19 protein-coding genes (1 of these 19 only partly in view) are annotated in these 24949 nt (G+C 73.2%); 8 read left to right on the forward strand and 11 right to left on the reverse strand.

Translation table 11 applies throughout. The annotated features are described in order from the left end of the window. Positions 1 to 144 precede the first annotated feature (144 nt). Complete coding sequence (locus tag ACFY00_RS15270) at positions 145 to 1434, forward strand: glycoside hydrolase family 6 protein (RefSeq protein WP_388031375.1); 1290 nt, start codon at positions 145 to 147, stop codon at positions 1432 to 1434. A 76-nt stretch (positions 1435 to 1510) separates the two neighbouring features. Here the strand turns inward: ACFY00_RS15270 and ACFY00_RS15275 are convergent, their stop codons facing one another. The 7 genes from ACFY00_RS15275 to ACFY00_RS15305 form a co-directional block, all read right to left on the reverse strand. After that, positions 1511 to 2821, reverse strand: coding sequence for an ROK family protein (locus ACFY00_RS15275; RefSeq protein WP_388031377.1), 1311 nt, complete (start codon positions 2819 to 2821; stop codon positions 1511 to 1513). Between the two features lie 12 nt (positions 2822 to 2833). Next, positions 2834 to 4141, reverse strand: coding sequence for a sugar ABC transporter permease (locus tag ACFY00_RS15280; protein WP_388031379.1), 1308 nt, complete (start codon positions 4139 to 4141; stop codon positions 2834 to 2836). After that, positions 4138 to 4917, reverse strand: coding sequence for an ATP-binding cassette domain-containing protein (locus ACFY00_RS15285; protein WP_388031381.1), 780 nt, complete (start codon positions 4915 to 4917; stop codon positions 4138 to 4140). The genes ACFY00_RS15280 and ACFY00_RS15285 overlap by 4 nt, the downstream gene beginning before the upstream one ends. A 105-nt stretch (positions 4918 to 5022) precedes the next feature. Continuing rightward, positions 5023 to 6129, reverse strand: a complete 1107-nt coding sequence (locus tag ACFY00_RS15290; RefSeq protein ID WP_388031383.1) for a sugar ABC transporter substrate-binding protein — start codon at positions 6127 to 6129, stop codon at positions 5023 to 5025. A 540-nt stretch (positions 6130 to 6669) separates the two neighbouring features. Then, positions 6670 to 7554, reverse strand: coding sequence for a fructosamine kinase family protein (locus ACFY00_RS15295; RefSeq protein WP_388031386.1), 885 nt, complete (start codon positions 7552 to 7554; stop codon positions 6670 to 6672). Between the two features lie 660 nt (positions 7555 to 8214). After that, the gene (locus ACFY00_RS15300; protein WP_388031388.1) at positions 8215 to 9321 is read right to left on the reverse strand and encodes a LacI family DNA-binding transcriptional regulator; all 1107 of its coding nucleotides are present in this window, start codon (positions 9319 to 9321) and stop codon (positions 8215 to 8217) included. A gap of 241 nt (positions 9322 to 9562) precedes the next feature. Beyond that, a complete protein-coding gene (locus tag ACFY00_RS15305; RefSeq protein WP_388031391.1) occupies positions 9563 to 12670 on the reverse strand; it encodes an OmpL47-type beta-barrel domain-containing protein in 3108 nt (1035 codons plus the stop codon). 442 nt (positions 12671 to 13112) lie between these two features. Here ACFY00_RS15305 and ACFY00_RS15310 point away from each other — a divergent pair, with 442 nt between their 5' ends. From ACFY00_RS15310 to ACFY00_RS15330, 5 genes are read left to right on the forward strand one after another with little or no spacing between them, the layout of a single operon-like run. Then, the gene (locus ACFY00_RS15310) at positions 13113 to 14408 is read left to right on the forward strand and encodes an extracellular solute-binding protein (RefSeq protein ID WP_388031392.1); all 1296 of its coding nucleotides are present in this window, start codon (positions 13113 to 13115) and stop codon (positions 14406 to 14408) included. A gap of 10 nt (positions 14409 to 14418) precedes the next feature. Next, a complete protein-coding gene (locus ACFY00_RS15315) occupies positions 14419 to 15444 on the forward strand; it encodes a carbohydrate ABC transporter permease (RefSeq protein WP_388031395.1) in 1026 nt (341 codons plus the stop codon). Beyond that, positions 15444 to 16286 carry a carbohydrate ABC transporter permease gene (locus tag ACFY00_RS15320; protein WP_388031397.1) on the forward strand — a complete coding sequence of 281 codons (843 nt, stop codon included), beginning with the start codon at positions 15444 to 15446 and terminating at the stop codon, positions 16284 to 16286. Before ACFY00_RS15315 ends, ACFY00_RS15320 begins: the two co-directional genes overlap by 1 nt. Positions 16287 to 16341: 55 nt before the next feature. Next, positions 16342 to 17841, forward strand: coding sequence for an alpha-N-arabinofuranosidase (locus ACFY00_RS15325; protein WP_388031400.1), 1500 nt, complete (start codon positions 16342 to 16344; stop codon positions 17839 to 17841). Between the two features lie 36 nt (positions 17842 to 17877). Beyond that, complete coding sequence (locus ACFY00_RS15330; protein WP_388031402.1) at positions 17878 to 19398, forward strand: glycoside hydrolase family 43 protein; 1521 nt, start codon at positions 17878 to 17880, stop codon at positions 19396 to 19398. 76 nt (positions 19399 to 19474) lie between these two features. Here the strand turns inward: ACFY00_RS15330 and ACFY00_RS15335 are convergent, their stop codons facing one another. The 4 genes from ACFY00_RS15335 to zwf all read right to left on the reverse strand — a co-directional run bounded on the left by ACFY00_RS15335 (position 19475) and on the right by zwf (position 22213). Next, positions 19475 to 19717, reverse strand: a complete 243-nt coding sequence (locus ACFY00_RS15335; RefSeq protein WP_388031403.1) for a chaplin — start codon at positions 19715 to 19717, stop codon at positions 19475 to 19477. 302 nt (positions 19718 to 20019) lie between these two features. After that, entirely contained in the window at positions 20020 to 20430 is a 411-nt protein-coding gene (locus ACFY00_RS15340; RefSeq protein ID WP_388031406.1) for an SRPBCC family protein, read from the reverse strand. A 70-nt stretch (positions 20431 to 20500) separates the two neighbouring features. Next, positions 20501 to 20692: a hypothetical protein gene (locus ACFY00_RS15345; RefSeq protein ID WP_388031408.1), complete on the reverse strand. Its 192-nt coding sequence runs from the start codon at positions 20690 to 20692 to the stop codon at positions 20501 to 20503. Positions 20693 to 20839: 147 nt separating this feature from the next. Further along, entirely contained in the window at positions 20840 to 22213 is a 1374-nt protein-coding gene (zwf, locus tag ACFY00_RS15350) for a glucose-6-phosphate dehydrogenase (RefSeq protein WP_388031410.1), read from the reverse strand. Positions 22214 to 22455: 242 nt separating this feature from the next. Here zwf and ACFY00_RS15355 point away from each other — a divergent pair, with 242 nt between their 5' ends. Next, complete coding sequence (locus tag ACFY00_RS15355) at positions 22456 to 23838, forward strand: cytochrome ubiquinol oxidase subunit I (protein WP_388031412.1); 1383 nt, start codon at positions 22456 to 22458, stop codon at positions 23836 to 23838. A gap of 15 nt (positions 23839 to 23853) precedes the next feature. Beyond that, positions 23854 to 24949, forward strand: partial view of a cytochrome d ubiquinol oxidase subunit II gene (cydB, locus tag ACFY00_RS15360; RefSeq protein WP_388031414.1) — the 5' portion only. Its footprint extends 179 nt past the window's final position; the window shows 1096 of its 1275 coding nt (coding positions 1-1096); the start codon lies at positions 23854 to 23856; its stop codon lies off the right edge, out of view.

Genomic DNA, 24949 nt, shown 5'->3' on the forward strand with positions numbered 1-24949 from the left:
AAATTATTATGCTGGGGCGGCGCCCCCCCCCCCCCCGCCCGGCCCCCCCCCCCCCCCGGGGGCCCCCCCCCCCCCCGGGGGGGGGCCGGGCCCCCCCCCCCCGGGCCCCCCCCCACCCGACACCCACCCCATCGAAGGAACACCGTGCGCATTCCCCTGCACCGCGCCGCCCTCCCGGCGGGCGCCCTGGCGCTGCTGATCGGCGGCGCCGTCCCGGCCGCCGCCGCGCCGCACCCCGCCCCGGCGTCCCACACGCTCGCCCCGGACACCGTGTTCTACGTCGACCCCGACAGCGACGCGACCCACCAGGCGCTCACCGACCTGAAGCACCACGACCTCGCCGGCGCCAGGGACATGGCGAAGCTGGCCAGTTGGCCCGAGGCCGCGTGGTTCACCGGCGGCACCCCGGCCGAGGTCGAGTCCCAGGTCCGCGACCTGGTGCGCCGCGCCGGGCGCGCCAAGGCGGTGCCCGTGCTGGTCGCGTACGACATCCCGCTGCGGGACTGCTCCCAGTACTCCGCCGGTGGCGCCCAGTCGGACGCCGAGTACCGGGCCTGGATCGACGCCTTCGCCCGGGGGCTGGGCTCCAGCAAGGCCGTGGTCGTGCTGGAGCCCGACGGGCTGGCCAACCTCCCGGCCGACTGCGCCCCCGGCGCGGACCCGACCGGCGAGCAGACCGCGGGTCGGCTCGCCGACCTCAACCACGCGGTCGACGCGCTGGAGCGGCAGCCGAACAGCGTGGTCTACCTGGACGCGGGCAACAGCCACTGGCAGAGCGTCGGCAACGCCGCGCAGCGCCTGATCGACGCGGGCGTGGAGCGCGCCCAGGGCTTCTCGCTGAACGTCTCCAACTACTTCGCCACCGACCGGGCCACCCGCTACGGCACCTGGGTCTCGCAGTGCGTGTGGTTCGCCACCAAGGGCCCCGACTGGGCCCGGGGCCACGCCGACTGGTGCGCGAGCCAGTACTACTCCCCCGCGGCGCCGAACGACGGGCAGCCGGGCGACGCGGTCGACGTGGAGGACCCGTCCACCTGGCACTGGACCGACCAGTGGTTCCAGCAGAACGTCGGCAGCCCGTCCGCCGGCGAGCTCGCCCACTTCGTGGTCGACACCAGCCGCAACGGCCGCGGCGACTGGAAGCCCCCGGTCGGCAAGTACAGCGGCGATCCGCAGACCTGGTGCAACGCGCCCGGCAGCGGGATCGGCGACCGTCCGACCGCGAACACCGGTGTGCCGCTCGCCGACGCCTTCCTGTGGATCAAGACCGTGGGCCAGTCCGACGGCCAGTGCAACCGCGGCATCCCGGGCGGCACCGTCGACCCCGAGTACGGCATCGTCGACCCGGCCGCCGGTGCCTGGTGGCCCGAGCAGGCCGCGTCCCTGGTGAAGAACGCCAGTCCGGCGCTGACCTTCAACACCGCCCGGCACTGACCCCCCGTCGTACGGCCGGTCGCCCTCCCCTCCCGCCCGGGGGGACGGCGACCGGCCGTACCTTTGCCCGCCGCGCCTACCGTCCGGCGGCACCGGAGAGCTCGGAGGGCCCGGCGGCCCCGGCGAGCGGGGAGGACGGGGAGGACGGAGAGGACGGGGAGGACGGGGAGGTCCGGGACGGCCCGGAGAGCTGGACGAGCGTCTCCAGCGGCCGCGCGAGCAGCTCGGCGAACGCCAGCTCGGCGGCGCCGATCAGCACGGTGTCGTCGCCGAGTTCGCTGACCCGCAGGCGCAGCCCCTCCCGGACGGCGGCCAGCGCGTTGGTGTTGATCCGGCTGCGCACCTGGGCGGCGGAGCCGAGGAAGACGTCCCGCAGGGTGCCGCCGAGGACGACCAGCTCCGGGTCGAGGAGGTTGGCCAGGCTGGCGATGCCGATGCCGAGCCAGTCGCCGACCCGGTGCAGGGCGGCGCGCGCGGCGGTGTCCCCGAGGTCGGCGGCGGCGACCACGGCCCGCACCGCCTCGGCGCCGGTGCTGCGGCCGTCCCGGCCCGCGGCCTCCAGCAGGGCCCGTTCGCCCGCCTCGGCCTCCAGGCAGCCGCGGGCTCCGCAGCCGCAGGGCCGTCCCTGGTGCGGGTTGACGGTCAGGTGGCCGATCTCGCCGGCGTACCCGCGCTCCCCGCGCAGGAGTTCGCCCGCGGCGATCACCCCGGCGCCGATCCCGATCTCGCCGTGCAGGTAGATCAGGTTGCGGCTGCCCCGGCCGGTGCCGCGGCGGTGCTCGGCGAGCGCGCCGAGGTTGGCCTCGTTGGCGACCAGGACCGGGACGTCCGGGCGGAGCCGCTCGGCGAGCGCCCCGGCGAGGTCGACGCCCTTCCACCCCATGTTGGGGGTGAGGCCGACCAGGCCGTCGGGGTGGCGGACGATGCCGCGGACCGCCGCGGCCGCGCCGACGCAGACGCTGCCCGCGGGGGTGCGGGCGAGCATCTGGTGGGCGAACTCCGCGAGGAGGTCGGCCACGTGGCCGGGGTCCTGCGGGTGCCCGTCGGGCCACGGGTGCGTGCGGCGGTCCAGGAAGGCGCCGCCGAGCCCGACCAGGGCGGCGGACAGGCGCTCCACGCCGACGTCCATCGCGAGAACGTGCGCGCGGGCGGGTTCGGGGCTGACGACCAGTGAGGGCCGCCCGGCCCGGCCGGTCTCCTGCGGCGTCTCCTCGCGGACCAGGCCCGCGGCCGCCAGGTCGCCGACCAGGCCCAGGATGGTGCTGCGGTTGAGGCCCAACTCGGCGGCCAGGACGGTCCGCGAGGTGGGCCCCTCGAAGTGGACGTGGCGCAGCAGCGCGCCCAGGTTGTGCTGGCGGACCTCTTCCTGGGAAGGACCGGCTCTCATCGGGGGCGGCTCTCATCGTTGGGCTGTGCGGCGGCGGGACATGGCGTCCACACCGGCGGCCACCAGCAGGACCGATCCCGTGACAGCGTACTTGACGCCCGAGCTGTACCCCATCAGTCCCATGCCGTTCTGGATCACCGCGACGACCAGGCCGCCGAGCACCGCGTCGACCACCCGGCCGCGGCCGCCGAACAGGCTGGTGCCGCCGATGACGGCGCTGCCGACGGCCAGCAGCAGGACGTTGCTGCCACCGGTGTTGGGGTCCACCGAGTTGCCGCGGGAGGCGGCGATGACGCCGCCGACGGCGGCCAGGCAGGAGCAGATCACGAAGGCGGCGATCCGGATGAACGCCACGTTGATGCCGGCCCGGCGGGCGGCCTCGGGGCTGCCGCCGACGGCGTAGACGTGCAGGCCGAAGTTGGTGCGCTGCAGGGTGAACGTGCCCAGCAGCAGCAGGGCGCCGATCACCGGCACCACCAGGGGCACGCCCTTGAGCGAGCTGACCAGGGCGTTGCGGCTGCGCTCCTGGTTGAGCAGGTCCACGGCGACGGCGCCGAGCACGACGACGGCGCCGATCCGGACGGCGAGCAGCACCGGCGGCGTCCCGGCCAGGCCGCGGCGGCTGCGGTCGCGGCTGCGGCGCACCTGCAGGGCGGCGTAGCCGACCGCGCAGCCCGCCAGCAGCAGCCAGCCGAGGACGGGGCTGAGGTTGTTGTTGGCGATGGCCAGGACGGTCGGGTCCTTGATCGAGACGTTCGTGCCCTCCTTCAGCAGCATCAGCACGACGCCCTGGAAGCCGAGGAACGCGGCCAGCGTCACCACGAAGGACGGGATGCCGACCTTGGCGACCAGGGTGCCCAGCAGCAGGCCGATGACCGCGCCGGTCAGCAGGGCCGCGGTCACCGCGCCGTACCAGGGCCAACCGTGGTTGGTCAGCAGGATGGCCAGGACGGCGGCGCAGACGCCGCTGGCGTACCCGGCCGACAGGTCGATCTCGCCCAGCAGCAGGACGAAGACCAGCCCCATGGCGATGGCGATGCTGCCCGCGCTCTGGGTGAGCAGGTTGGCGAAGTTCAGGTTGGACAGGAAGACCGGGCGCAGCAGCGAGAAGAACACGCACAGGACGACCAGGCCCGCGACGGCGGGCAGCGAGCCGAGCTCGCCCGCGCGGATCCGGTCGAGGTAGCCGCGGCCGAGCTCCGCCAGGCCGGGCCCGGCGCCGGGCCCGGTCGGCCTCCCGGTCTTCTCCGACTTCCCGTCCTTCCCGGGCTGTTCGGTCTTTCCGGGCTGCTCGGGCTGCTCGGAGGCGAGGGCGGTCATGCGGCGGCTCCCTTGGAGGTGTCCTGCAGGCCGAGGTCGCCGCTGCGGCCCGCGGTGATCAGCTCGACGACCTGGGCGTGCGTCACGTCGGAGGCCCTGACCTGGGCGGCCGTCCGGCCGAGGTGGAGCGCGGCAATCCGGTCGGAGACTGCGAAGACGTCGTTCATGTTGTGCGAGATGAGGACGACGGCCAGGCCGTTGTCGGCCAGCCTGCGCACGAGTTCGAGGACCTGCGCGGTCTGGGCGACGCCCAGGGCGGCGGTGGGCTCGTCGAGGACCACCAGCTTGCTGTTCCACAGCACCGCCTTGGCGATGGCGACGGTCTGGCGCTGGCCGCCGGAGAGGCTGGAGACCTTCTGGCGCAGGGACTTGACGGTGCGCACCGACAGGCTCTTGAGCGTGGCGGCGGCCATCTCCTCCATGGTGGCGTCGTCGAGCACCAGGCCGCGGCGCTTCTCCCGGCCCAGGAACATGTTCTGGACGATGTCGAGGTTGTCGCACAGCGCGAGGTCCTGGTAGACGATCTCCACGCCGAGCGCGGCGGCGTCGCGCGGGCTGTGCACCTGGACCGGTCGGCCCTCGAAGAGGTACTCGCCCGCGTCGACGGGGTGGATGCCGCCGATGCACTTGACGAGCGTCGACTTGCCCGCGCCGTTGTCGCCGACCAGGGCCGTCACCTCCCCCGCCCGGGCGGTGAGCGCGACGTCGTGCAGGACCTGGACGGGACCGAATCGCTTGTCGATCCCGCGCAGTTCGAGGAGGGGCGTTTCTGTCATGGGTGGGGCTCCTGGGATCGGCGGGGGCGGGCCCCGTGCCCGGGGCGGCACGGGGCCCACTGGCGGCGGCCGGGCGCGGGGCGGACGGCCGGGCGCGACGGGCTGCTACTTGATGCCGGCCTTGGTGCACAGCTCCGCGTACGCGCCGGCGCACAGGTCCGCCTTGGTGACGTACCCGTCGGTGACGACGTCCTGGACGTTCTCCTTGAAGATGGCCGTGGGGGCCAGCAGCACCGCCGGGACGTCCCGGTTGCCCGTGGGGTCGTGCACGGTGGTGGCGGGCGCGCTCTTCTTGCCGCCGGCCAGCTCGACGGCGAGGGCGGCGGCCGCGTCGGCCTCCTTCTTCACCGCCTTGTAGACGGTCATGCACTGGTCGCCCGCCAGGATGTTCTGCAGGCCCTGGACGGTGGCGTCCTGACCGGTGATCGGGACCTGCCCGTTGCGGTGGTTCTTGCGCAGCACGGCGATGGCCGAGTTGGCCAGGCCGTCGTTGGCCGCGAGCACGCCGTTGATGTTCGGCTGGCTGGTGTACATCTGCTCGAAGATGGTCTGCGCCTGGGCGTTGTCCCAGTCGGGCACCGACTGGTTGGGGCCCTTGACGTACTCGCCGGAGGCGTACTTCGGGTCCAGCACGCTGTTGTACCCGTTGGCGAACAGGGTGGCGTTGTTGTCCGTGGGGGATCCGTTGAGTTCGGCGACGACCGGGTTCTTGGCGCCCGTGTCGCCCAGGCACTTCGCCAGGCCCTCCCCCTGGAGCTTGCCGACCTGGGTGTTGTCGAAGCTGACGTAGTACTGCGCGGAGCCGCCGAGGGTGAGCCGGTCGTAGTCGATGGTGGCCACGCCCTGGGCCTTGGCCTTGTCGAGGACGGCCTTGCCGGTGCCGCTGTCCAGGTTGACGATGACCAGCACGTTCACGCCGCCGGTGATCATCTGGTCGGCGATGGTCTGGAAGGCCTGCTTGTCGCCCTCGGCGTTCTGGATGTCGTAGTCCACGCCGGCGGCCTTGAAGGCGGCCGCGAGGTAGGTGCGGTCGGCGGTCTCCCAGCGGACGGAGGACTTGCTGTCCGGCAGGATCACGCCGATCTTCGGCTTCTTGCCGCCCGCCGAGCCGCCGTCGCCGGAGCCGGAGTTGGAGGAGGAGGAACAGGCGGTGGCCGTGGTGAGCAGGGCCGCCGACAGGGCGGCGGTGGCGAACAGGAGCCCCTTGCGCATGTGCAGGGTCCTTTCGGGGCGTGTCCGGCCTGCGCCGGACGTGCATGACTGCGGACGGGTGGGGAAGGGCGCGGAAACGGGGCGGGGGAAGCAGCCCCGGCGCGGTTTGTTGCCTGCGACAACATACGGCCTGCCACAGGGGCCGCCAAGCCCTCGCGTCGACGCCGACAGATAACGATCACATCACCGAACGCCCGCCACCCCGGACCGCCCGGGCAACCAACTCAGCCCGGGGCCAAGGGAGATGAAAAGCAGAACCGGCCCGGCGGCGCTGATGGGCACCCGCCCCCGAGGTCGTCAGGGAGCGGGTGCGGACGGAACGCCACCGGGCCGGACCCACGTCACACCGCCGACGCTCGCAAGGGGGAAGCGGCTCTGTCGGCGGTGAGCCCCGGTCCGCTGCCTCACCCTCAAGAGTGCGGACCGGGGGCCACCGGGGGTGCGTCGAAGAAAGATCAGGAACGCACCGGCATAGGAATGTTAGCGCTCACAAAACGGGTGTCAAGGCGTCGGACCGCGGTCCGCGGCCCGCGGCCGGGCTCAGCGCCGCCGCCGGAACGGGGCCAGCGTGGCGCGTACCAGATCGGCCGCGCCCCAGTCCGGGCTGAACTGGGCGACCACCGCCAGGTGCTGGCGCAGTTGGAGGATCGGCATCCGCGCGCGCCAGTCCCGGTCGAGCCCGGTCAGCTCGGCGTAGCGTTCGAAGAACACCCGCGCCTCGGGCGGCGGCGCCGTCGTCCATAGGTGCGCCAGGTCGACCTCGGCCCAGGTGTACGACACGGCCGGGTCGATCAGCGCGGGCCGCCCGTCCGGGGTGGCCATGACGTTCTGCGTCCACAGGTCGCCGTGCGTCAGGCAGGCGGGCCGGAGCGGCAGCAGCTCGGGCAGCCGGTCGCACAGCCGCTCCAGCGCCGCCCGGTCCGCGGCGTCGAGCGCCTCCTGGACGCGGCGCTCGTCGAGCCAGCGCAGCAGGCGGTGCCGGGCGAAGAACTCGAACCCGTCCTCCTCCCAGGTGTTGACCTGCCGACGACGGCCCAGCCAGTTGTCCCGGTGCCACCCGAACCGGGCGTGCCGCGTGCCGGTGTGCAGCCGGGCCAGCACGTGCGCCAACTCCTCCCAGAACGCCCCGGTGTCCGGCCGGGTCCGCAGCACGGACAGCACCAGCAGGTCGCGCTCCGCGAGCACGACCTCCGGCGTGGCGACACCACCCACCTCGCGCAGCGCGGCGAGCCCCTCGGCCTCCGCCGCGAAGGCGTCCTCCGACGGCGGTTCCTCGAACGCCTTGACGAACACCGACGTGCCGTCGGCCCGCCGCGCGATCCCCGCGACGGCGGCGAGGCCGCCGGTGGCCGGTTCGGCCGCGACGGCATCGGTCAGACCGGCCGCGTGCAGGCGTTCGAGCAGGAAGGGCATCGTCTCTGCCACGGGTGTGCTCCTGTCGTGGAGGATCGTCGGAGGGCCGCGGCACCGCCGACACACGGACGCACGGGTGCCACGGGCGCGGGGCGGGGAAGGTCCGGAGCAGCCCGACACGGTACGGCGGGCGCGGGGCGGATCCTATCCCGGAGGCCGAGGGCGCGGGGCCTCCCCCGCAACCGCCCGGGCCCGGCGGAGCCGCCCAGGCCTGGGCTCCCCGCCCATGGTCAACTTCCGGGCGGGGAGCGGCTCATGGCGCCGCGGCGCACCCGCCGCCGGGAGGCTCCCCATGCGCCGGGGGACCTCACGGGCCACCGCCCCGGCGAAGCCGCCCACGGTCAACCAGCAGGCAGGAAGCGGCTCAAGGCGCGCTGTCGGTCCTCGGCGCCGGTGGCACCCACCGCCGGAAGGCTCCGCGTGCCGCGTCCGAGAGCAGCGCCGCCGCACGCCCCGCTCCGGGGCGCCGGGCCCCCGCGGTGCTCGCCCGGACCACCAACTCCGGCTGGACGCGCACGCGGGCGACCCGGCCCGGGCGGTGGGTTCGTCGACAGGGAACGCCTCAAGGCACGCGGTCCGGTCCGCGGCGCCAGCAGCACCGAGAGCCGGGAGGAGCGCTGCGCGACACCCGCCGCCGGGAGGCCCCACCTGCCCCCGGGGGAACCTCGCGGGCTACCGCCCCGGCCCCGCCGCGTCCGAGAACAGCGCCGCCGCACGCCCCGCCGCCGCAGGCCCCGCTCCGGGGCGCCGGGCGCCCGCGGTGCTCGCCCGGACCACCAACTCCGGCTGGACGCGCACGTGGGCGACCCGGGCGGTGGGTTCGTCGATCAGGCGCAGCAGCATGCCTATCCCCTCCCGGCCGACGGAGGTGAAGTCCTGCCGGACGGTGGTCAGCGGCGGGATGAGGTAGGCGCCCTCCGGGAGGTCGTCGAAGCCCGCCACCGCGAGGTCCTGCGGGATGCGGACCCCGGCCTCGTGCAGGGCGCGCACCAGGCCCAGCGCCATGTGGTCGTTGGCGGCGAACACCGCCGTGGGCCGGGCGGGTCCGCCGCGGCGGAAGGCCTCGGCCACCGCCCGGCCGGCCGCGTACCCGGAGGCCGGGCTCCAGTCGCCCGCCAGCGGCGCCGGGGCGGGCAGCCCGGCGGCCTCCAGCGCGGCGCGCCAGCCCTGCATCCGTCCCGCCGCCTCGATCCACTCGCCGGGCCCGGCGACGTGCCAGATCCGGGTGTGGCCGAGCGACAGCAGGTGCTCGGTGACGGCCCGGGCCCCGCCGACCTGGTCCACCGCCACGCCCGGCAGGTCGAGGTCGTGGCCGCCCTCCACCGTCACGACCGGGAAGGGCTGCGGGAGGCGGGCCAGCGCGGCGACGGCGTGCCGGTGCGGCGTCATCACCACCACGCCGTCCACTCCCCAACTGCCCAGCCGTTCCAGGGCCTTGCCGAGCGCGTGCTCGGTCAGCTCCTCCAGGCCCACCGAGGCCACCAGGTAGTCCTCCCGGCGCGCCGCCCGCTCCAGGCCCGCCAGGATGCTGGCCGGACCGAAGAGCGTCGTGTTCGCGGCGACCACCCCGATCGTCCGGCTGCGCCGGGTGACCAGGGTGCGGGCCGCCGAGTTCGGCCGGTAGCCCAGTTCGGCGATGGCGCGCTGCACCCGTTCCCGGGTCGCCTCGCGCACGTTCGGGTGGTCGCTGAGCACCCGGGAGACCGTCTGGTGCGACACCCCGGCCACCTGGGCGACGTCCGCCATCGTCGGCGGTCGCCGTTCACCGGTCTCGTCCATGACTCTCCCGTTCCCGCCCGGCGCGGGCCGGACGCTACCCGGCGTCCACCCTACTGGCCGTCACCGGGTGCCGGGCACCCCACCGGCGCGTCCGACACCGTGTCAACCGGGCCGGCCGGGGTCGGTCGCGTCGGCCGAGCCGGCTACCCGACGGCGGCCCGGAACACGGCCGCCGACCGGACGCGGGTGCGTCCGGTCGGCGGTCGGTGCGAGGCGCGAGGCGCGAGGCGCAGGGTGCGGGCTAGCCGCGGTCGTCGACCGCCAGCCCGGCGCACTGGCCGGTCGCGCCCTGGGCGGTGTGGTTCACGGCTCCGCCGTCCACGGGGGCGGGGTCGTTCCCGGTGCAGCTCAGCAGGCCGTCGACGGCGTTGCCGGAGAGCAGCGGGGCGCTGCCGGTGTTCCCGGTGAGGCCCAGCGTCCGGGCGAAGGCGTTGCCGACCAGGCTGATCCGTCCGGTGGTGCCGGAGAGCGTCGCGTTGCCGGAGAAGGTGCTGTTCTCGGCCAGCACGGCGGCGCCCCGGTGGACGTTCAGGTTGCCGAGGACCGTGCTGTCGACCACGACCAGGGTCGCCGAGCCGTCGACCACGGTGACGGTGCCGACCCGCGCGCCCTTCACGCAGGTCGTCCCGGCGGAGACGACCAGGGCGCTGCGGCTCTCCCCGGTGACGGTGCGGGTGCACGTCGGCACGACGTCGACGGTCGCGGTGCCGGTGGCACTGCGGTTGCCGGCCCGGTCGGTGGCCCGGTAGGCGACGGTGTGCCGCCCCGGGGTGCCGACGGTGACGGCGCCGGTGTACGCCTGCCAGTCGCCGCCGTCCACGGCGTACTCCAGCGCGCCGATGCCGGAGCCGCTGTCCTCGCCGGTCAGGGTGAGGGTCGCGGAGCCCTCGTACAGGTGGCCCAGGGTGGGTGCGGGCAGCTGTACGGCGGCGGTCGGGGCGGTGGAGTCGCGCTTGACGGTGAGGCGGGCCTCCTGGCTGGTGTTGCCCGCGGTGTCGGTGGCGCGGTAGCCGAACCCGGTGGTGCCCTCCGGCAGCGCGACCGGGGTGCGGTAGGGCTGCCAGGCGCCGTCGCCGAGGCGGTACTCGGTGCCGGCCACCCCGGAGTCGTCGGTGGCGGAGAGGTCGACGGTCACCGGGCCGGTGAACCAGCCGTCCTGGCCGTCGGGCGCGGCGGGGGTGGTGCGGGCGGTGACGACGGGGGCGGTGCGGTCGAAGCCGAAGCGCCAGTCGTCGACGTCGAACAGCTCGCCGGTGCCGGTGCCCTCGGCGACGAAGAAGACGTCGTGGACGCCGGTCACCCGGGTGGTCAGGTCGGTGCGGACCTCGGTCCAGGTGCCGCCCGGGGCGGCGGGGACGGTCAGCGTGCCGACGGGGGTGCCGGAGGCGTCCGGGTGGTCGAGGCGGACCTGGATCCGGCCCCCGGCCCTGGGCAGCACGTCGGCGGCCAGGGTGGTGGCGCCGTCCGGGCCGAAGTCGACGCCGGCCAGCGAGGTCCACTCGCCGTTGTTGACGTTGCCGAGCTTCTGCTCGCCGGTGGTGTCGGCGCCGATCGGCAGCACCCGGATGCCGGACGCGGGGGCGTAGGCGTCCTGGATGCCGGAGTCCCAGGCGATGGTCTCGGCCTCGATCCGCCGGTGCGCGTCGAGGGTGCCCTGCTGGGACGGGCCCCGGTAGGTGCCGGTGATCGGCGCGATGGTGCCGTCGGCGTTGACCGTCACCTTGTCGATGTGGGTGGAGCGGTAGCCGTGCGGCTTGTCCAGCGAGCCGCCCGCGGCCAGCGCGGACTGCACGGTCTGGGCGTGGTAGGTGATGTAGGTCTGGCCCTTGAACTCGAACATGGCGTGGTGGTTGTTGCCGCCCGCGCCGAAGAAGGAGCCGGGGTTGCCGAGGATCTCGCTCTGGTAGGTGAAGGGGCCCATCGGGCTGTCGGACACCATGTAGGCGATGTTGCCGTAGCCGATGGCGTGGCCGTCGATCGTGCTGGAGTGGCTGAAGTTGGTGCAGTAGCTGTAGTAGTACTTGCCGTTGATCTTGTTGATCCCGGAGTCCTCGAACACCGCGGGCGCGTCGATGGTCGCGGCCGAGCCGACCGTGCTGACCATGTCGTCGCCGAGCTTGATCACCCGGGTGCTGCGCGGGTGGTCGGTGCCGCCGTTGGGCACGCCGCCGCCGAAGTACAGGTACGCGGAGCCGTCGTCGTCGACCAGGACGGCCGGGTCGAACATCCACACCACGCCCGCGGTGCCGGGGGTGGCGCCGCTCACCAGCGGCTTGCCGATCGGGTCGGTCCACGGGCCGACGGGCGAGTCGGAGGTCAGGACGCCGATGCCGCCGCCGCTGTTGGCGAAGTACAGGAAGAACTTCTCCTTCCCGCCGACCGTCTTGTGCGCGGCCGCCGGGGCCCAGGAGTTGGCGGCCCACTTCGCGGCGCCCGGGGCGCCCGCGACCTTGACCTGGCCCTCGTTGGTCCAGTTGACCAGGTCGGCGGAGGAGATGACCGTGAGCGTCTTGATCTGCCCGTAGCCGTTGTCCTTGATGTTACCCGCGTCGTCGTACTCGTAGGACTGCGCGATGTCGCCGTTGGTGTCGTAGGCGGAGCCGTCGGAGGTCATGTACTCGTACACGCGCCCGTCGTAGACCATCGCCCACGGGTCGGCGCCGTACTGGTAGTCCATCAGCGGGTTGGCGTTGCCGACGGTCTTGGCCGGGGCGGCGTGGCCGACCGGGTGGGTGGGCGTGGTGGCGTCCGCCTCGGTCAGGGAGACGTCGTCGACCTCGAAGTCCATCAGGTTGGCGGCCGGGGCGCTCGCCGGGTCCTGGACCCAGGGGGTCTCGACGAAGATCCGCGCGGTGGCGGTGCTCTGGGCGGCCGGGACGGTGAAGGTGCCCTGGATCAGCCCCCACTGCCCGCGGGGCGTCGTCACGGTGGCGAGGTTGGTGTAGGTGGCGCCGCCGTAGTGCATGGTGACGAAGAACTGCTTGGCCGCGGGGGCGGCGGGGTCGGTGTACTTCACCCGCGCCGTGACGGTGTAGCTATGACCGGCCTTCACCTTGCCGGAGACGTCCTGCAGCGGCCCGGAGCCGGTGGTCTGGCGGCCGGTGACGAGCACGGCGGCCGACCCGGAGTAGGCGTCGGCCGTCAGCGAGAGCGTGGCGCCGTCGGTCGGGTTGCCGTGGTTGGCCGACCAGTTGGCCAGGCCGCTCTCGAAGCCGCCGTTGACGACGAGTTCCTGGGCGGCGGCCTGGGCGGGCACCGCGGCGGCGACCAGGCCGGGAGCCAGCAGCGCGACGGCCGTCGCGGCCGCCGCGGTTCTGCGGCGGGTGGCTCTGAACCAGCGTCTGTACATGAACATCCTCCGGGGAACGGGGCATCCGGGCGCGCGAAGGCACCCGGTGCGGGTGGGGTGCGCCGGGACCACAGGCAGGAGGGTGGGCAGGGCCCCCCATATTGTTAGCGTTAACAAAAGCTGTCAAGCTCCCGTAACGGACAAGTGGGGGGCCGAAGTTCGAAAGTTTCGGGCCTGTCGGCCGTAATGAGTTCGCAACTTTCGCAAGCATTTCGGAAACAAGTTATTGACGGGGCTTCGCGCCGCGCCCATACTCTCCACCTATCGAGCCGCCTGTGACGACCACCCCGCACACGGCCGCACCCCTCTCCGACCCCAGGTCCGTCCTGCACACCCGCGGGCCGGAGAACGGGGCCGCGGTGTTCCTCACCCGGCACGCCTTCCCTTCACGCGCAACGCCCCGGATGCTCCCGGCCTCCACGACAGAACAGGAAGTCCCACGATGACGAGAAAGACACGCCGCACGGCGGCCGCCGCGATCGCCATGGGCATCGCACTCGCCGTCACCGGCTGCGCCGGCAGCGACGGTGGCGGCAGCGGCGGCTCGTCCGACGGCAAGGTCACGCTGACCCTCTGGGAGAACGCCCAGCCCGGCCCGGGTGCCGAGTACTGGAAGACCGCCGGGGCGGCGTACGAGGCCCTGCACCCGAACGTCAAGATCAACATCCAGACGATCCAGAACGAGGACCTGGACGGGAAGCTGCAGACCGCGCTCAACTCCGGCTCCGCGCCGGACATCTTCCTGCAGCGCGGCGGCGGCAAGATGCAGGCCATGGTCCAGGCCGGCCAGGTCCAGGCGCTGGACCTCACCGACGCCGACAAGGCGAACGCGGGCGCGGCGGGCATCGCCGGGTACTCGATCGACGGCAAGGTCTACGCCATGCCGGTCGACACCCAGCCCGAGGGCATCTACTACAGCAAGGACCTGTTCCAGCAGGCCGGCATCACCACGCCGCCCACCACGATGCCCGAACTGCAGGACGCCGTCGCGAAGCTGAAGGCGATCGGCGTCGCGCCGATCGCGGTCGGCGCCAAGGACGCCTGGCCGGCCGCGCACTGGTACTACAACTTCGCCCTGCGCGAGTGCAGCCAGGACACCCTGAAGAAGGCCGCCCAGTCGCTGAAGTTCGACGACGCGTGCTGGACCAAGGCGGGCGAGGACCTCGCCTCGTTCCTGAAGGTCGAGCCGTTCCAGCAGGGCTTCCTGACCACCTCCTCGCAGCAGGGCGCCGGTTCGTCCGCGGGCATGATCGCCAACCACAAGGCGGGCATGGAGCTGATGGGCAACTGGGACCCCGGGGTGATCGCCAGCCTGACGGCCGACCAGAAGCCGCTCCCCGACCTGGGCTGGTTCCCCTTCCCCGCCGTTCCGGGCGGCCAGGGTGACCCGGCCGCCATCATGGGCGGCCTCGACGGGTTCTCGCTCTCCAAGAAGGCCCCGAAGGAGGCCCTCGACTTCCTGCGCTTCCTGGTCAGCACCGACCAGCAGAAGGCGTACGCCAAGGCCTTCGTCGCCATCCCGGTGAACAAGGAGGCCCAGGCGGGCGTCAGCGAGCCCTACAACGTCTCGGCGCTGCAGGCCTTCAACAAGGCCCCCTACTCGGTGCTGTTCCTCGACACCGAGTACGGCCAGAACGTCGGCAACGCGATGAACACCGCCGTGGTGAACCTGCTCGCCGGCAAGGGCAGCGCGGCCGACATCGCCAAGGACACCAACGCCGCCGCCGCGAAGGGCTGAGTAAGCACCGATGAGCAACACCCTGGGTACTGAGCCGGCCGACGGCCACCAGACGCAGGGCACGCCCGGAGCCGGGAGCGCGGCCTCGTCCGCGCGCCCGGCTCCGCCGCCGGCGGCCTCCCGCCGGCGGCGCGGCCGTGCCAAGCTGCGGTTCGAGATCGCGGTCCTGTCCGGACCGGCGATCCTCGTCTTCCTGTCGTTCGTGATCTTCCCGGTGGCACTCGCCGCGTTCTACGGCTTCTACCGCTGGCACGGCTACGGGGCGCCCACCGACTGGGTCGGTCTGAACAACTACAAGCTGATCCTCACCGACCCGGCGTTCCAGCAGGTGCTGTGGCACACCGGTGTGATCCTGGTGCTCTCGCTGGCCGTCCAGGGCCCGTTGGCGATCGTCCTCGCACTGCTGCTCAACCAGAGGATCCGCGGCCGCTCGGCGATCCGGATCCTGATCTTCGTGCCGTACGTGGTCTCCGAGGTCATCGTCGGCACCGGCTGGAGCCTGATGCTCCAGAGCAACGGCGCCCTCAACGACCTGCTGCGGCACGTCGGACTGGGCTTCCTGCAGGCCGACTGGCTGGCCGACCCCGACCTGGCCATCTGGACGCTGCTGGGCATCATCTCGTGGAAGTACATCGGCTTCGCGGTGATCCTGATGCTCGCGGGCCTGCAGTCGATCCCCGAGGAGCTCTCCGAGGCCGCCCAGATCGACGGCGCCTCGTACTGGCAGATCCAGCGGCGCATCACGCTGCCGCTGCTGGGGCCGACCATCCGGATCTGGGCGTTCCTGTCGATCATCGGCTCGCTGCAGCTGTTCGACCTCGTCTACATCATCTGGGGCCCGTACGTGGCGGGCACCGCGGGCACCTCGACCATGGCGATCTACATGGTCGCCCAGGGCCGCAACGCGGGCAACTACGGCTACGGGAGCGCGATCGCGGTCGTGATGTTCCTGATCTCGCTCGTCGTCGCGCTGCTCTACCAGCGTTTCCTCCTGCGCCGCGACCTGCAGGGTGCCATCACCGAAGGAGCCTCCTGATGAGCGCGCGGACGGCCGACCGGCCGCAGAAGTGGGGCAACCCCTTCACCTACTTCGTCGCCCTGCTGTTCATCGGCGTCTGCGTCGCCCCCGTGCTCTACATCGTGCTCGGCGGTTTCCGCACCAACTCGCAGATCAGCACGAGCCCGGCCGGCCTGCCCGAGCCCTGGGTGGTCAGCAACTACCTGAACGTCCTGAAGTCGGTCACGTTCTGGGGCGAGTTCGCCAACTCCCTCGTGGTGGCGCTCGCCAGCACCGTCGGCACCGTGGTCCTCGGCCTGATGGTGAGCTTCGTGCTCGCCCGCTACGACTTCAAGTTCAAGGGGGCGATGTACTCCCTGTTCGCGGCCGGCCTGATGTTCCCGATGGTCATCGCGATCACCCCGCTGTACATCGTGATCAAGGACCTCGGCCTGGTCGACAACCTGCTGGGCGTGATCGTCCCGCAGATCGCCTTCGGGCTGCCGACCACCGTGATCATCCTGGTGCCGTTCCTGCGGGCCATCCCGAAGGAGATCGAGGAGGCCGCCGCGATCGACGGCACCGGCCGGCTCGGCTTCTTCTTCCGCATGGTGATCCCGCTGTCGCGCCCCGGCGTGGTGACGGTCGGCATCCTCGGGTTCATCGGCAGCTGGAACAACTACGTGCTGCCGCTGTACGTCCTGAACTCGCAGGCGAACTTCACCCTGCCGCTGGGCGTCCAGGCGTTCTCCTCGCAGTACTCCGTGGACACCGCGAAGGTGCTCGCCTTCACCTCGCTCGCCATGCTGCCCGCGATGGCCTTCTTCGCCGCCTTCGAGAAGAAGATCGTCGGTGGCCTCACCGGTGCCGTGAAGGGCTGAACGCCGGGCCCGAGCGCCCGGCCCGCCCCGCACCGACCCGCTGAAAGGACCCGCTTTGCCCCGCGCCCGCATCGCCCTCGACCGGAAGGCCGTCGTCGGCCCCGTCCGGCGCCGCACCTTCGGCTCGTTCGTCGAGCACCTCGGCCGCTGCGTCTACACCGGCATCTACGAGCCGGACCACCCGACCGCGAACGAGGACGGCTTCCGGATGGACGTGGTCGAACTGGTGCGGGAGCTCGGGTCCACGACCGTCCGCTACCCCGGCGGGAACTTCGTCTCGGGTTTCCGCTGGGAGGACTCGGTCGGCCCGCGCGACAAGCGCCCGGTGCGGCGCGACCTCTCCTGGCACTCGCTGGAGTCCAACCAGGTCGGCCTCGACGAGTTCGCCAAGTGGCTCAAGCTCACCGACTCCGAGCTGATGCTGGCGGTCAACGTCGCCACCCGCGGCATCCTGCCCGCCCTGGACCTGCTCGAGTACGCCAACCACCCGTCCGGCACCGCGCTCTCCGACCTGCGCATCGCCAACGGCACGCCGGAGCCGCACGACGTGCGCATGTGGTGCCTGGGCAACGAGATGGACGGCCCCTGGCAGACCGGCTTCATGTCGGCGGACGACTACGGCAAGATCGCCGCCCGCACCGCCGCCGCGATGAAGGCCGCCGACAAGGACCTCGAACTCGTCGTCTGCGGCTCCTCCGGCTCCGGCATGCCGACCTTCGGCGACTGGGAGCGCACGGTCCTGGAGCACAGCTACGACCACGTCGACTACGTCTCCTGCCACGCCTACTACCAGGTGCACGACGGCGACCTCGGCTCCTTCCTGGCCTCCTCGGTCGACATGGAGTTCTTCATCGACGCCGTGCTCGCGACCGCCGACCACGTCGGCCACAAGAAGCGCTCCGAGAAGAAGATCAACATCTCCTTCGACGAGTGGAACGTCTGGTACCTGGAGGAGCACAAGGCCTCCGACGAGGTCAACGACGAATGGCGTTACGCCCCGCGGCAGTTGGAGGACGTCTACACGGTCGCGGACGCCGTGGTCGTCGGCAACCTGCTGATGACGCTACTCAAGCGCAGCGACCGCGTCACCTCCGCCTCGCTGGCCCAGCTCGTCAACGTGATCGCCCCGATCATGACCGAGCCCGGCGGCCCGGCCTGGCGGCAGACCACCTTCCACCCGTTCTCGATCACCAGCCGGCTCGCCTCCGGCGAGGTGCTCCGGCCGGTGATCGACGCGCCGACCTACCTGACGGCGCGGCACGGCGAGGCCTCCCTCGTCGACGCCGTCGCGACCGTCGACGACGGCCGGGCCGCGGTCTTCCTGGTCAACCGCGACCTGTCCGAACCGGCCCGGGTCACCGTCGACGTCCGCGACCTCGGCCTGGAGCGCGTCGTCGAGGCGCTCACCCTGGCCGACGCCGACCCGTACGCGAAGAACACGCTCGCCGACCAGCACCGGGTCGTCCCGGCCGCGAACACCAGCGCCGTCCTCGCCGACGGCGTGCTCGACATCGAGCTGCCCCCGGTGTCGTGGACGGCGATCGCCCTCGGCTGACCGGCGGCACGCACAGCCCATCGAAAGGACCGCCCCGTGCGGACGTACGACAACCCCGTGATCAGCGGGTTCCACCCGGACCCCAGCGTGTGTCGGGTCGGTGACGACTACTACCTGGTGTGCTCCAGCTTCGAGTACGTCCCCGGGCTGCCGGTCTTCCACAGCAGGGACCTGGTGCACTGGCGGCAGCTCGGCAACGTGCTCGACCGCCCCGGGCAGCTGCCGCTGCCGCTGCCCGGCAGCACCGCCTCCCGCGGCCTCTACGCGCCGACGATCCGTCACCACGACGGCCGCTTCTGGGTGATCTGCACCAACGTCACCGCGGGCGGCAACTTCGTCGTCAGCGCGGAGCGGCCCGAGGGCCCCTGGTCGGACCCGGTCTGGATCGACCTGCCCGGGATCGACCCGGACCTGGCCTGGGAGGAGGACGGCACCTGCTGGGCCGCCTCCACCGCCCCCGGCATCCACCTCTCCCGGATCGACCCGGTCACCGGGAAGGTGCTGGAGGGACCGTTCCCCACCTGGTCGGGCACCGGCCTCAAGTGGCCGGAGGCCCCGCACCTGTACCGGATCGGCGAGTGGTGGTACCTGCTGATCGCCGAGGGCGGCACCGAGCGCGGCCACGCCGTCTCGGTCGCCCGGGCCCGCTCCCCGCGCGGCCCCTGGGAGGGCGCCCCGGCCAACCCGGTGCTCTCGCACAGCGGCACCGACCGGCCCGTCCAGAGCACCGGCCACGGCGACCTGGTCACCGCGCCGGACGGCAGCTGGTGGATGGTGCTGCTGGGCACCCGGCCCCGCGGCTTCTCGCCCAACTACCACGTGCTCGGCCGGGAGACCTTCCTCACCCCCGTGACCTGGGACGAGGACGGCTGGCCGGTCGTCGCCCCGGTGGAGGAGCAGCACCCCGCGCCCGGCGGCGCCTGGCACCCCTTCCCCGCCCCGCCCGTCCGCGACGACTTCGACGCCCCCGCGCTCGCCCCGCAGTGGATCTCCCCGCACGCCCGCCCCGAGGACTCCTGGTCGCTGACCGCGCGCCCCGGCTGGCTCTCCCTCACCGCCACCGGCCCGACCCTCGACCGGCCCGGCCACACCTTCCTCGGCCGCCGCCAGCAGCACCACGACTGCCGCGCCTCGACCCGGCTCGACCCGGGCACCGGCCGCGGCGGCCTGAGCGTGCGCCTGGACGAGGCGCACCACTACGACCTGGAGGCCGACGCGGGCGAGGTCCGGGTCGTCGCCCGGATCGGCCCGCTGCGCCAGGTGCTGGCCAGCCGCCCGGTGCCGCCGGGCCCGCTCACCCTCACCCTGACGGTCCGCACCACCGACCTGGTGCCCGCCTCCCCCGAACTCGCCGGCACCGAACCCTTCGGCCCCGACACCCTGGCCTACTGGCTCGGCGCCCCCGACGCCCCGGGCGCGCAGCCGCTCGCCGAGCTGGACGGGCGCTACCTCTCCACCGAGGTCGCGGCGGGCTTCACCGGGCGCGTCATCGGCCTGTACGCCACCGGGGGCACCGTCGCCTTCGACTGGTTCGACTACCTCCCGGCGCCCTCCTGAACCCCGGCCGAACGGTCGCGACAGCCCGCGGGCCCCTCCCGGACGTTCCGGGAGGGGCCCGCGGGCTGTCGGGGCGTCAGCCGATGTTGGCGCAGTGGTTGCCGAACGCCGGGTTCAGCGCGCCGACCAGGCTGACGCTGTTGCCGCACACGTTGACCGGGATGTGCACGGGGATCTGGATCAGGTTGCCGGACAGCACGCCGGGCGAGCCGACGGCCACGCCCTCGGCCCCGGCGGACGCGGAGGCCGCTCCGGCGGTGCCCAGCACGGCGGTGGCGGCCAGCGCGACGACGGCGAAGTACTTGCGGGTGCGGGACATCTCGACTCCTCGGTTCGGGGGTGCCGCCCCGGGCGGGGCGGCACCGGTGATTCGGGGTGTCCGTGCGGACGGCGTGGCCGCGGGACGCTGTTTCACCCCGTCGGGTGCGTCCCGGCACGGGGCCGGGGTGGGCCGAGACGTACTCTCCCCCGCCGCGGCGCCCGCTCCGCCGCACGCCGTCCCGCGACGCGGCCCGGCCACCCGTGCGGCCCAGCCCCGCCACCCGTCCGGCCGCGCTGTCCCGCCGTGCCGGTCGGTCCGGGCCGGTCGGTCCGGGGCGGTCGGTCCCGGCCGCCCCGGGGTCAGCCGCTGCTGTCGGCCCGGAGGCGGACCTGCTCCTCCAACCGGGCCAGGCTCTCCTCCAGCTCCCGCTCGACCGTCTCCGCCGGAGGCGCGGAGTCCTCGTCGAAGAAGGAGAGGTGGACGGTCACCTCGCTGGTCCCGCCGTCCAGGCCGGCCACCTGCAGCCAGCCCGCGTAGCGCCCGTCCTCGCGGGTGCCCCACTCCATCCGCAGCTGCTCGCGCCGGGTGCTCAGCAGCGCGGGCTCGTCGGTGCCGCCGCGGTCCTGGTGGACGGTGGCCGCGGGCGGGTCGTCGGCCCGGACGTGCAGGCCGCGGGGCATCCAGGTGTCGAGCCGTCCCGGGCCGGTGGCCTCGTCGAAGACCGGTTCCGGGAGGGCCGGCATGGTGCGGGAGCGTTCGTACTCGGTCATCCGCTACTCCTCGGTGCTGCTCTGGTCCGCCCGCGCGGGGCGGGCGTTCGGCGGTCGGTCGGACGGACGGTCAGTCGGGCGGTTCGTCCCCGCCCTCGGCCTGGGTGGTCTCCGCGGCCGTGCGGTTCTGCTCGGAGGTCGGGCCCTCGGTCGGGTCGCGGCCCTCCTCGTCGGCGGTGGGGCCGGTGCCGGTGTCGGGCACCTCCGTCCCGGCCGCGGGCGGCAGGTCGGGCGTCTCGGGCTTCCGGTCGGGGTCGGTCATGACGGGCTCCTCGTGTTGTTGCTGGTCCACCGGTTCTTCCGGCTCCCCGCACGCCTGCCCGACCGGGAGCGGTGCACGCCTCCCCGGCGGCCGACGGCGGGCGCGCCCCGGCGGTGGGCCGGACCGGAGGGGGCGCGGTGCGGCGGGTCAGGCCGGGTCGTGCCAGGCGTCGCCGTCGGGCAGCAGGCCGTCGGCCTCCTTCGGCCCCCAGCTGCCGCGGGCGTACGGGTGGAGCGGGGCGGCGTCGCCGAGGATCGGGTCGATCACCCGCCAGGCGGCCTCCACGCTGTCCTGCCGGGCGAACAGCCACCGGTCGCCGTCGAGGGCGGCGCCGATCAGCCGGTCGTAGGGGCGCATGTCGGAGCCGGGGATCTCGCTGAAGGACAGCTCCTCCTGCTTGGGCCGCCAGCCGCCGCCGGGCTCCTTGCCGATCAGGGTGAGTCCGACCTGCGTCTCGGGCCAGATCCGGAACCTCAGCGCGTTGGACCGGCCGCCCCCGCGGAGTCCGAAGATGTCGTGCGGGGCGTCCCGGAAGCGGACGTGCACCTCGGTGGCCGTGACCGGCAGGCACTTGCCCGCCCGGATCAGGATCGGCACGTCGGCCCAGCGCCAGGAGTCGGCGGCCAGCCGGACGGCGGCGTACGTCTCGGTGGTGGAGCCGGGCGCGACGCCCTCGACGTCCCGGTAGCCCTCGTACTGGCCGCGCACCACGCGGTCGGCGGTCAGCGGTCGCAGGGAGCCGATCGCGGCGGCCTTGGCGCTGCGCCACGAGTCGAGGCCGTTGCCGGTCGGCGGGTCGGCCAGGACGCTGGCGAGGACCTGGAGCATGTGGTTCTGGACGACGTCGCGGACGGCGCCGGTGCGGTCGTAGAAGCGGCCGCGGTCGGAGACGTCGAAGGACTCGGCCATGGTGATCTGGATGCTCTCCACGTGGGTGCGGTTGAGCAGCGGTTCGATCACGGAGTTGGCGAACCGGGCGAACAGCACGTTCTCCAGCGGGTCCAGGCCCAGCCAGTGGTCGACCCGGTAGACGGCGTCCTCGGGGAAGTGCTCGTGCATGGTCGCGTCGAGTTCCCGGGCGCTGGCCAGGTCGTGGCCGAAGGGCTTCTCCACCATGATGCGGGCGCCCGCGGCCCGGCCCGCTCCGGCGATGCCCTCGGCGATCCGGCCGAACAGCGGCGGCGGCACCTCCAGGTAGTACAGGCCGCGCTCGCCGCCCATCTGCTCCGCCATGGCGGTGTAGGTGGCGTCGTCGTCGAGGTCGCCGTCGACGTAGCGCAGCAGCCCGAGCATCTTCCGGGCGGCCGGGGCGTCCGGGTCCATCCTGTTGAGGGTGAGCGAGGCGGCGGCGTACGCGCGGAACTGCTCCAGCCCCCAGCCGCTCTTGGCCACGCCCACCACGGGCACGTCGAGGACTCCCCGTTCCACCAGCCCCACCAGGGCGGGGAAGGTCTCCAGCTTGGCCAGGTCCCCGGTGGCGCCGAAGATGACCAGTGCGTCGATCTGCGAGGGCTTCGGCATCGCGTTCTCCGTTCGGGTGGGGTGCGGCCGGTCCGTTCCGGAACGGGCGGCACCCGAAAAAAGCTATAGCGCGCGGGCGGGGACGGCGAGCGCGGCGCGGGGCGGTCCGCGGCGGTCCGGGGGTTCGGCCGTTCGGGTGGGTCCGGCGGTGTCACCGCGCCGGGCGTGCGCCGGGGCGTGCTTCACTTCCGGCGGGAGCGGCGCGTCCGGTCTCGTCCCGACCGTGCCCGACAGGGGGAAGTTTGAACCAACTCGACCTGGCCCGCCTGCAGTTCGGCATGACGTCGATCTACCACTTCCTGTTCGTGCCGGTCACCGTCGGCCTGGGGTTCCTGACCGCCCTGCTGCAGACCTCCTGGCACCGCACGGGCGCGCCCGGGCAGTTGCGCCTGACCCGGTTCTTCGGGGGCCTGCTCGTCATCGGCATCGCGGTGGGCGTGGTCACCGGGCTGGTCCAGGAGTTCCAGTTCGGGATGGACTGGTCGGCGTACTCCCGGACGGTCGGCGACGTCTTCGGCGCGCCGCTGGCGATGGAGGGGCTGGCCGCGTTCTTCCTGGAGTCGACCTTCCTCGGACTGTGGCTGTTCGGCTGGGACCGGCTGCCCCGGCGGGTCCACCTGGCCGCCATCTGGGCCGTCGCGGTGGGCGGGGCGCTGTCGGCGGCGTTCATCATGGCCGCCAACTCCTGGATGCAGCACCCGGTCGGCTACACCACCGACCCCGCGACCGGGCGCCCCCGGCTGACCGACGTGTGGGCGCTCTTCACCAACCCGGTGTTCCTGCGCGGCTACCTGCACGTCCTGCTCGCCTCGCTGGTCACCGGTGCGGTGGTGATGCTGGCCGTCTCCGCCTGGCAGTTGCGCCGGGGCCGCACCCCGCAGGTCTTCCACGCCTCCGCCCGGCTGGCGCTGCTGGTGCTGGTGCCCGCGCTGCTGCTGGCCATGCTGGTCGGCAGTGAACTCGGCGTCACCGAGGGCAAGTTCCAGCCCATGAAGATCGCCGGGGCGGAGGCGCAGTGGACCACCTGCCAGCCCTGCTCGTTCTCGCTCTTCCAGATCGGCGGCGGGAACGACGACCGCACCCCCACCAAGGTGATCGCCGTCCCGCACCTGCTGTCGCTGCTGGCCACCAACCACTGGAACGGCCAGGTGCTCGGCCTCGACGCCGTGCAGGGCCAGTACCAGGCGCAGTACGGCCCGGGCGACTACGTGCCGAACGTCTTCGTCCAGTACTGGTCGATGCGCGTGATGGCCTACCTCGCCGTGGTCGTGCTGCTGGTCTCCCTCTGGGGCCTGTGGCTGCTGCGGCGCCGGAAGCTGGGCGGCGCGCGCGCCTTCCAACGCGCCGCGGTGTGGGTGGTCGCGCTGCCCTTCCTGATGAACACCGCGGGCTGGCTGCTCACCGAGAACGGCCGCCAGCCGTGGATCGTCCAGGGCATCCAGCTGACCAGGAACGGCGTCTCGCCGTCGGTCGGCACCGCGACGGTGGCGACCAGCGTCCTGGTGTTCTTCCTGCTGTACGCCGCGCTGGCCGTGGTCGCGGTCCTCCTGATGCTGCGCCACGCCCGCCGGGAGCTCGACCCGGCCCCGGCCGACGACGCGCCCCTGCCCGCCCTCACCTACTGAACCGAGGCCCGCGCCATGGGACTTGCCGACTTCTGGTTCCTGCTCACCGCCGTGCTGTGGACGGGGTTCTTCGTCCTGGAGGGCTTCGACCTCGGCGTCGGGCTGCTGCACACCCTGGTGGGCCGCGACGAGGCGGGGCGGCGGGCCGCCGTCAACAGCGTCGGCCCGCTGTGGGACGGCAACGAGGTGTGGCTGGTCGTCGCGGCGGCCGCCATGTTCGCGGCCTTCCCCGGCTGGTACGCCACCATGTTCTCGGCGTACTACCTGGTGATGCTCCTGGTCCTGGTCGGGCTGATCCTGCGGGGCGTGTCCTTCGAGTTCCGCGGCAAGGTGGACAGCGCCCGCTGGCGGCTCGGCTGGGACTGCGCCATGACCCTCGGCAGCCTGCTGGTGCCGTTCTTCGTCGGCGTCGCCCTCGGCGGGCTGCTGCACGGCGTCCCGATCGGCCCGGACGAGGAGTTCACCGGGTCGTTCGGCGACCTGTTCTCCGGCTACGCGGTGTTCACCGGGCTCACCCTGCTGCTGCTGTGCCTCCTGCACGGGGCCTGTTTCCTGGCGCTGCGCACCACCGGCGAGGTACGGGAAAGGTCCCGGCGGGTCGGCCGGGCGGTCGCCCCGGTCACCGCCGTGGCGGTGCTGGTCCTGCTGCCCTGGACCAGGTCGGTGGCCGGCAAGGGGGTGCTGCCGGGCGTGGTGCAACTGCTCGCGATCCTGGCCGTGCTGGCCGCGTACTGGCTGGTGACCACCCGTCACGAGGGGTGGGCGTTCACTGCCACCTGCTTCACCGTGGCCACCTGCGTGCTGTCGCTGTTCGCCGACCTCCACCCGCGGGTGATGGTCTCCAGCAGCGACCCGGCGTACTCGCTCACCGTCGACGGCACCGCTTCGGGCGGCTACGCGCTGAAGGTGATGAGCGTGGTCGCGGTCGTGCTGCTGCCGGTGGTGCTCGCCTACCAGGGCTGGACGTACCACGTCTTCCGCCGCCGCGTCTCGCCGGAGCAGTTCGCCCCGGCGGGGGGGGGGGGGGGGGGGGGGGGGGGGGGGGGGGGGGCGCCCGGGGGGGGGGGGGGGGGGGGGGGGGGGGGGGGGGGGGGGGGGGGGGGGGGGGTAC

Origin of the sequence: Kitasatospora sp. NPDC001540, from assembly GCF_042894345.1 — a bacterium.
GTDB lineage: Bacteria > Actinomycetota > Actinomycetes > Streptomycetales > Streptomycetaceae > Kitasatospora > Kitasatospora phosalacinea_C.

Excerpts from the sequence above, each read along its gene's own strand:
- ACFY00_RS15310 (WP_388031392.1), top strand. The coding sequence starts at position 13,113 with ATGACGAGAAAGACACGCCGCACGGCGGCCGCCGCGATCGCCATGGGC.
- ACFY00_RS15275 (WP_388031377.1), bottom strand. The coding sequence starts at position 2,821 with ATGAGAGCCGGTCCTTCCCAGGAAGAGGTCCGCCAGCACAACCTGGGC.
- ACFY00_RS15280 (WP_388031379.1), bottom strand. The coding sequence starts at position 4,141 with ATGACCGCCCTCGCCTCCGAGCAGCCCGAGCAGCCCGGAAAGACCGAA.
- ACFY00_RS15335 (WP_388031403.1), bottom strand. The coding sequence starts at position 19,717 with ATGTCCCGCACCCGCAAGTACTTCGCCGTCGTCGCGCTGGCCGCCACC.
- ACFY00_RS15285 (WP_388031381.1), bottom strand. The coding sequence starts at position 4,917 with ATGACAGAAACGCCCCTCCTCGAACTGCGCGGGATCGACAAGCGATTC.
- ACFY00_RS15315 (WP_388031395.1), top strand. The coding sequence starts at position 14,419 with ATGAGCAACACCCTGGGTACTGAGCCGGCCGACGGCCACCAGACGCAG.
- ACFY00_RS15340 (WP_388031406.1), bottom strand. The coding sequence starts at position 20,430 with ATGACCGAGTACGAACGCTCCCGCACCATGCCGGCCCTCCCGGAACCG.
- ACFY00_RS15290 (WP_388031383.1), bottom strand. The coding sequence starts at position 6,129 with ATGCGCAAGGGGCTCCTGTTCGCCACCGCCGCCCTGTCGGCGGCCCTG.
- ACFY00_RS15305 (WP_388031391.1), bottom strand. The coding sequence starts at position 12,670 with ATGTACAGACGCTGGTTCAGAGCCACCCGCCGCAGAACCGCGGCGGCC.
- ACFY00_RS15320 (WP_388031397.1), top strand. The coding sequence starts at position 15,444 with ATGAGCGCGCGGACGGCCGACCGGCCGCAGAAGTGGGGCAACCCCTTC.
- zwf (WP_388031410.1), bottom strand. The coding sequence starts at position 22,213 with ATGCCGAAGCCCTCGCAGATCGACGCACTGGTCATCTTCGGCGCCACC.
- ACFY00_RS15300 (WP_388031388.1), bottom strand. The coding sequence starts at position 9,321 with ATGGACGAGACCGGTGAACGGCGACCGCCGACGATGGCGGACGTCGCC.
- ACFY00_RS15345 (WP_388031408.1), bottom strand. The coding sequence starts at position 20,692 with ATGACCGACCCCGACCGGAAGCCCGAGACGCCCGACCTGCCGCCCGCG.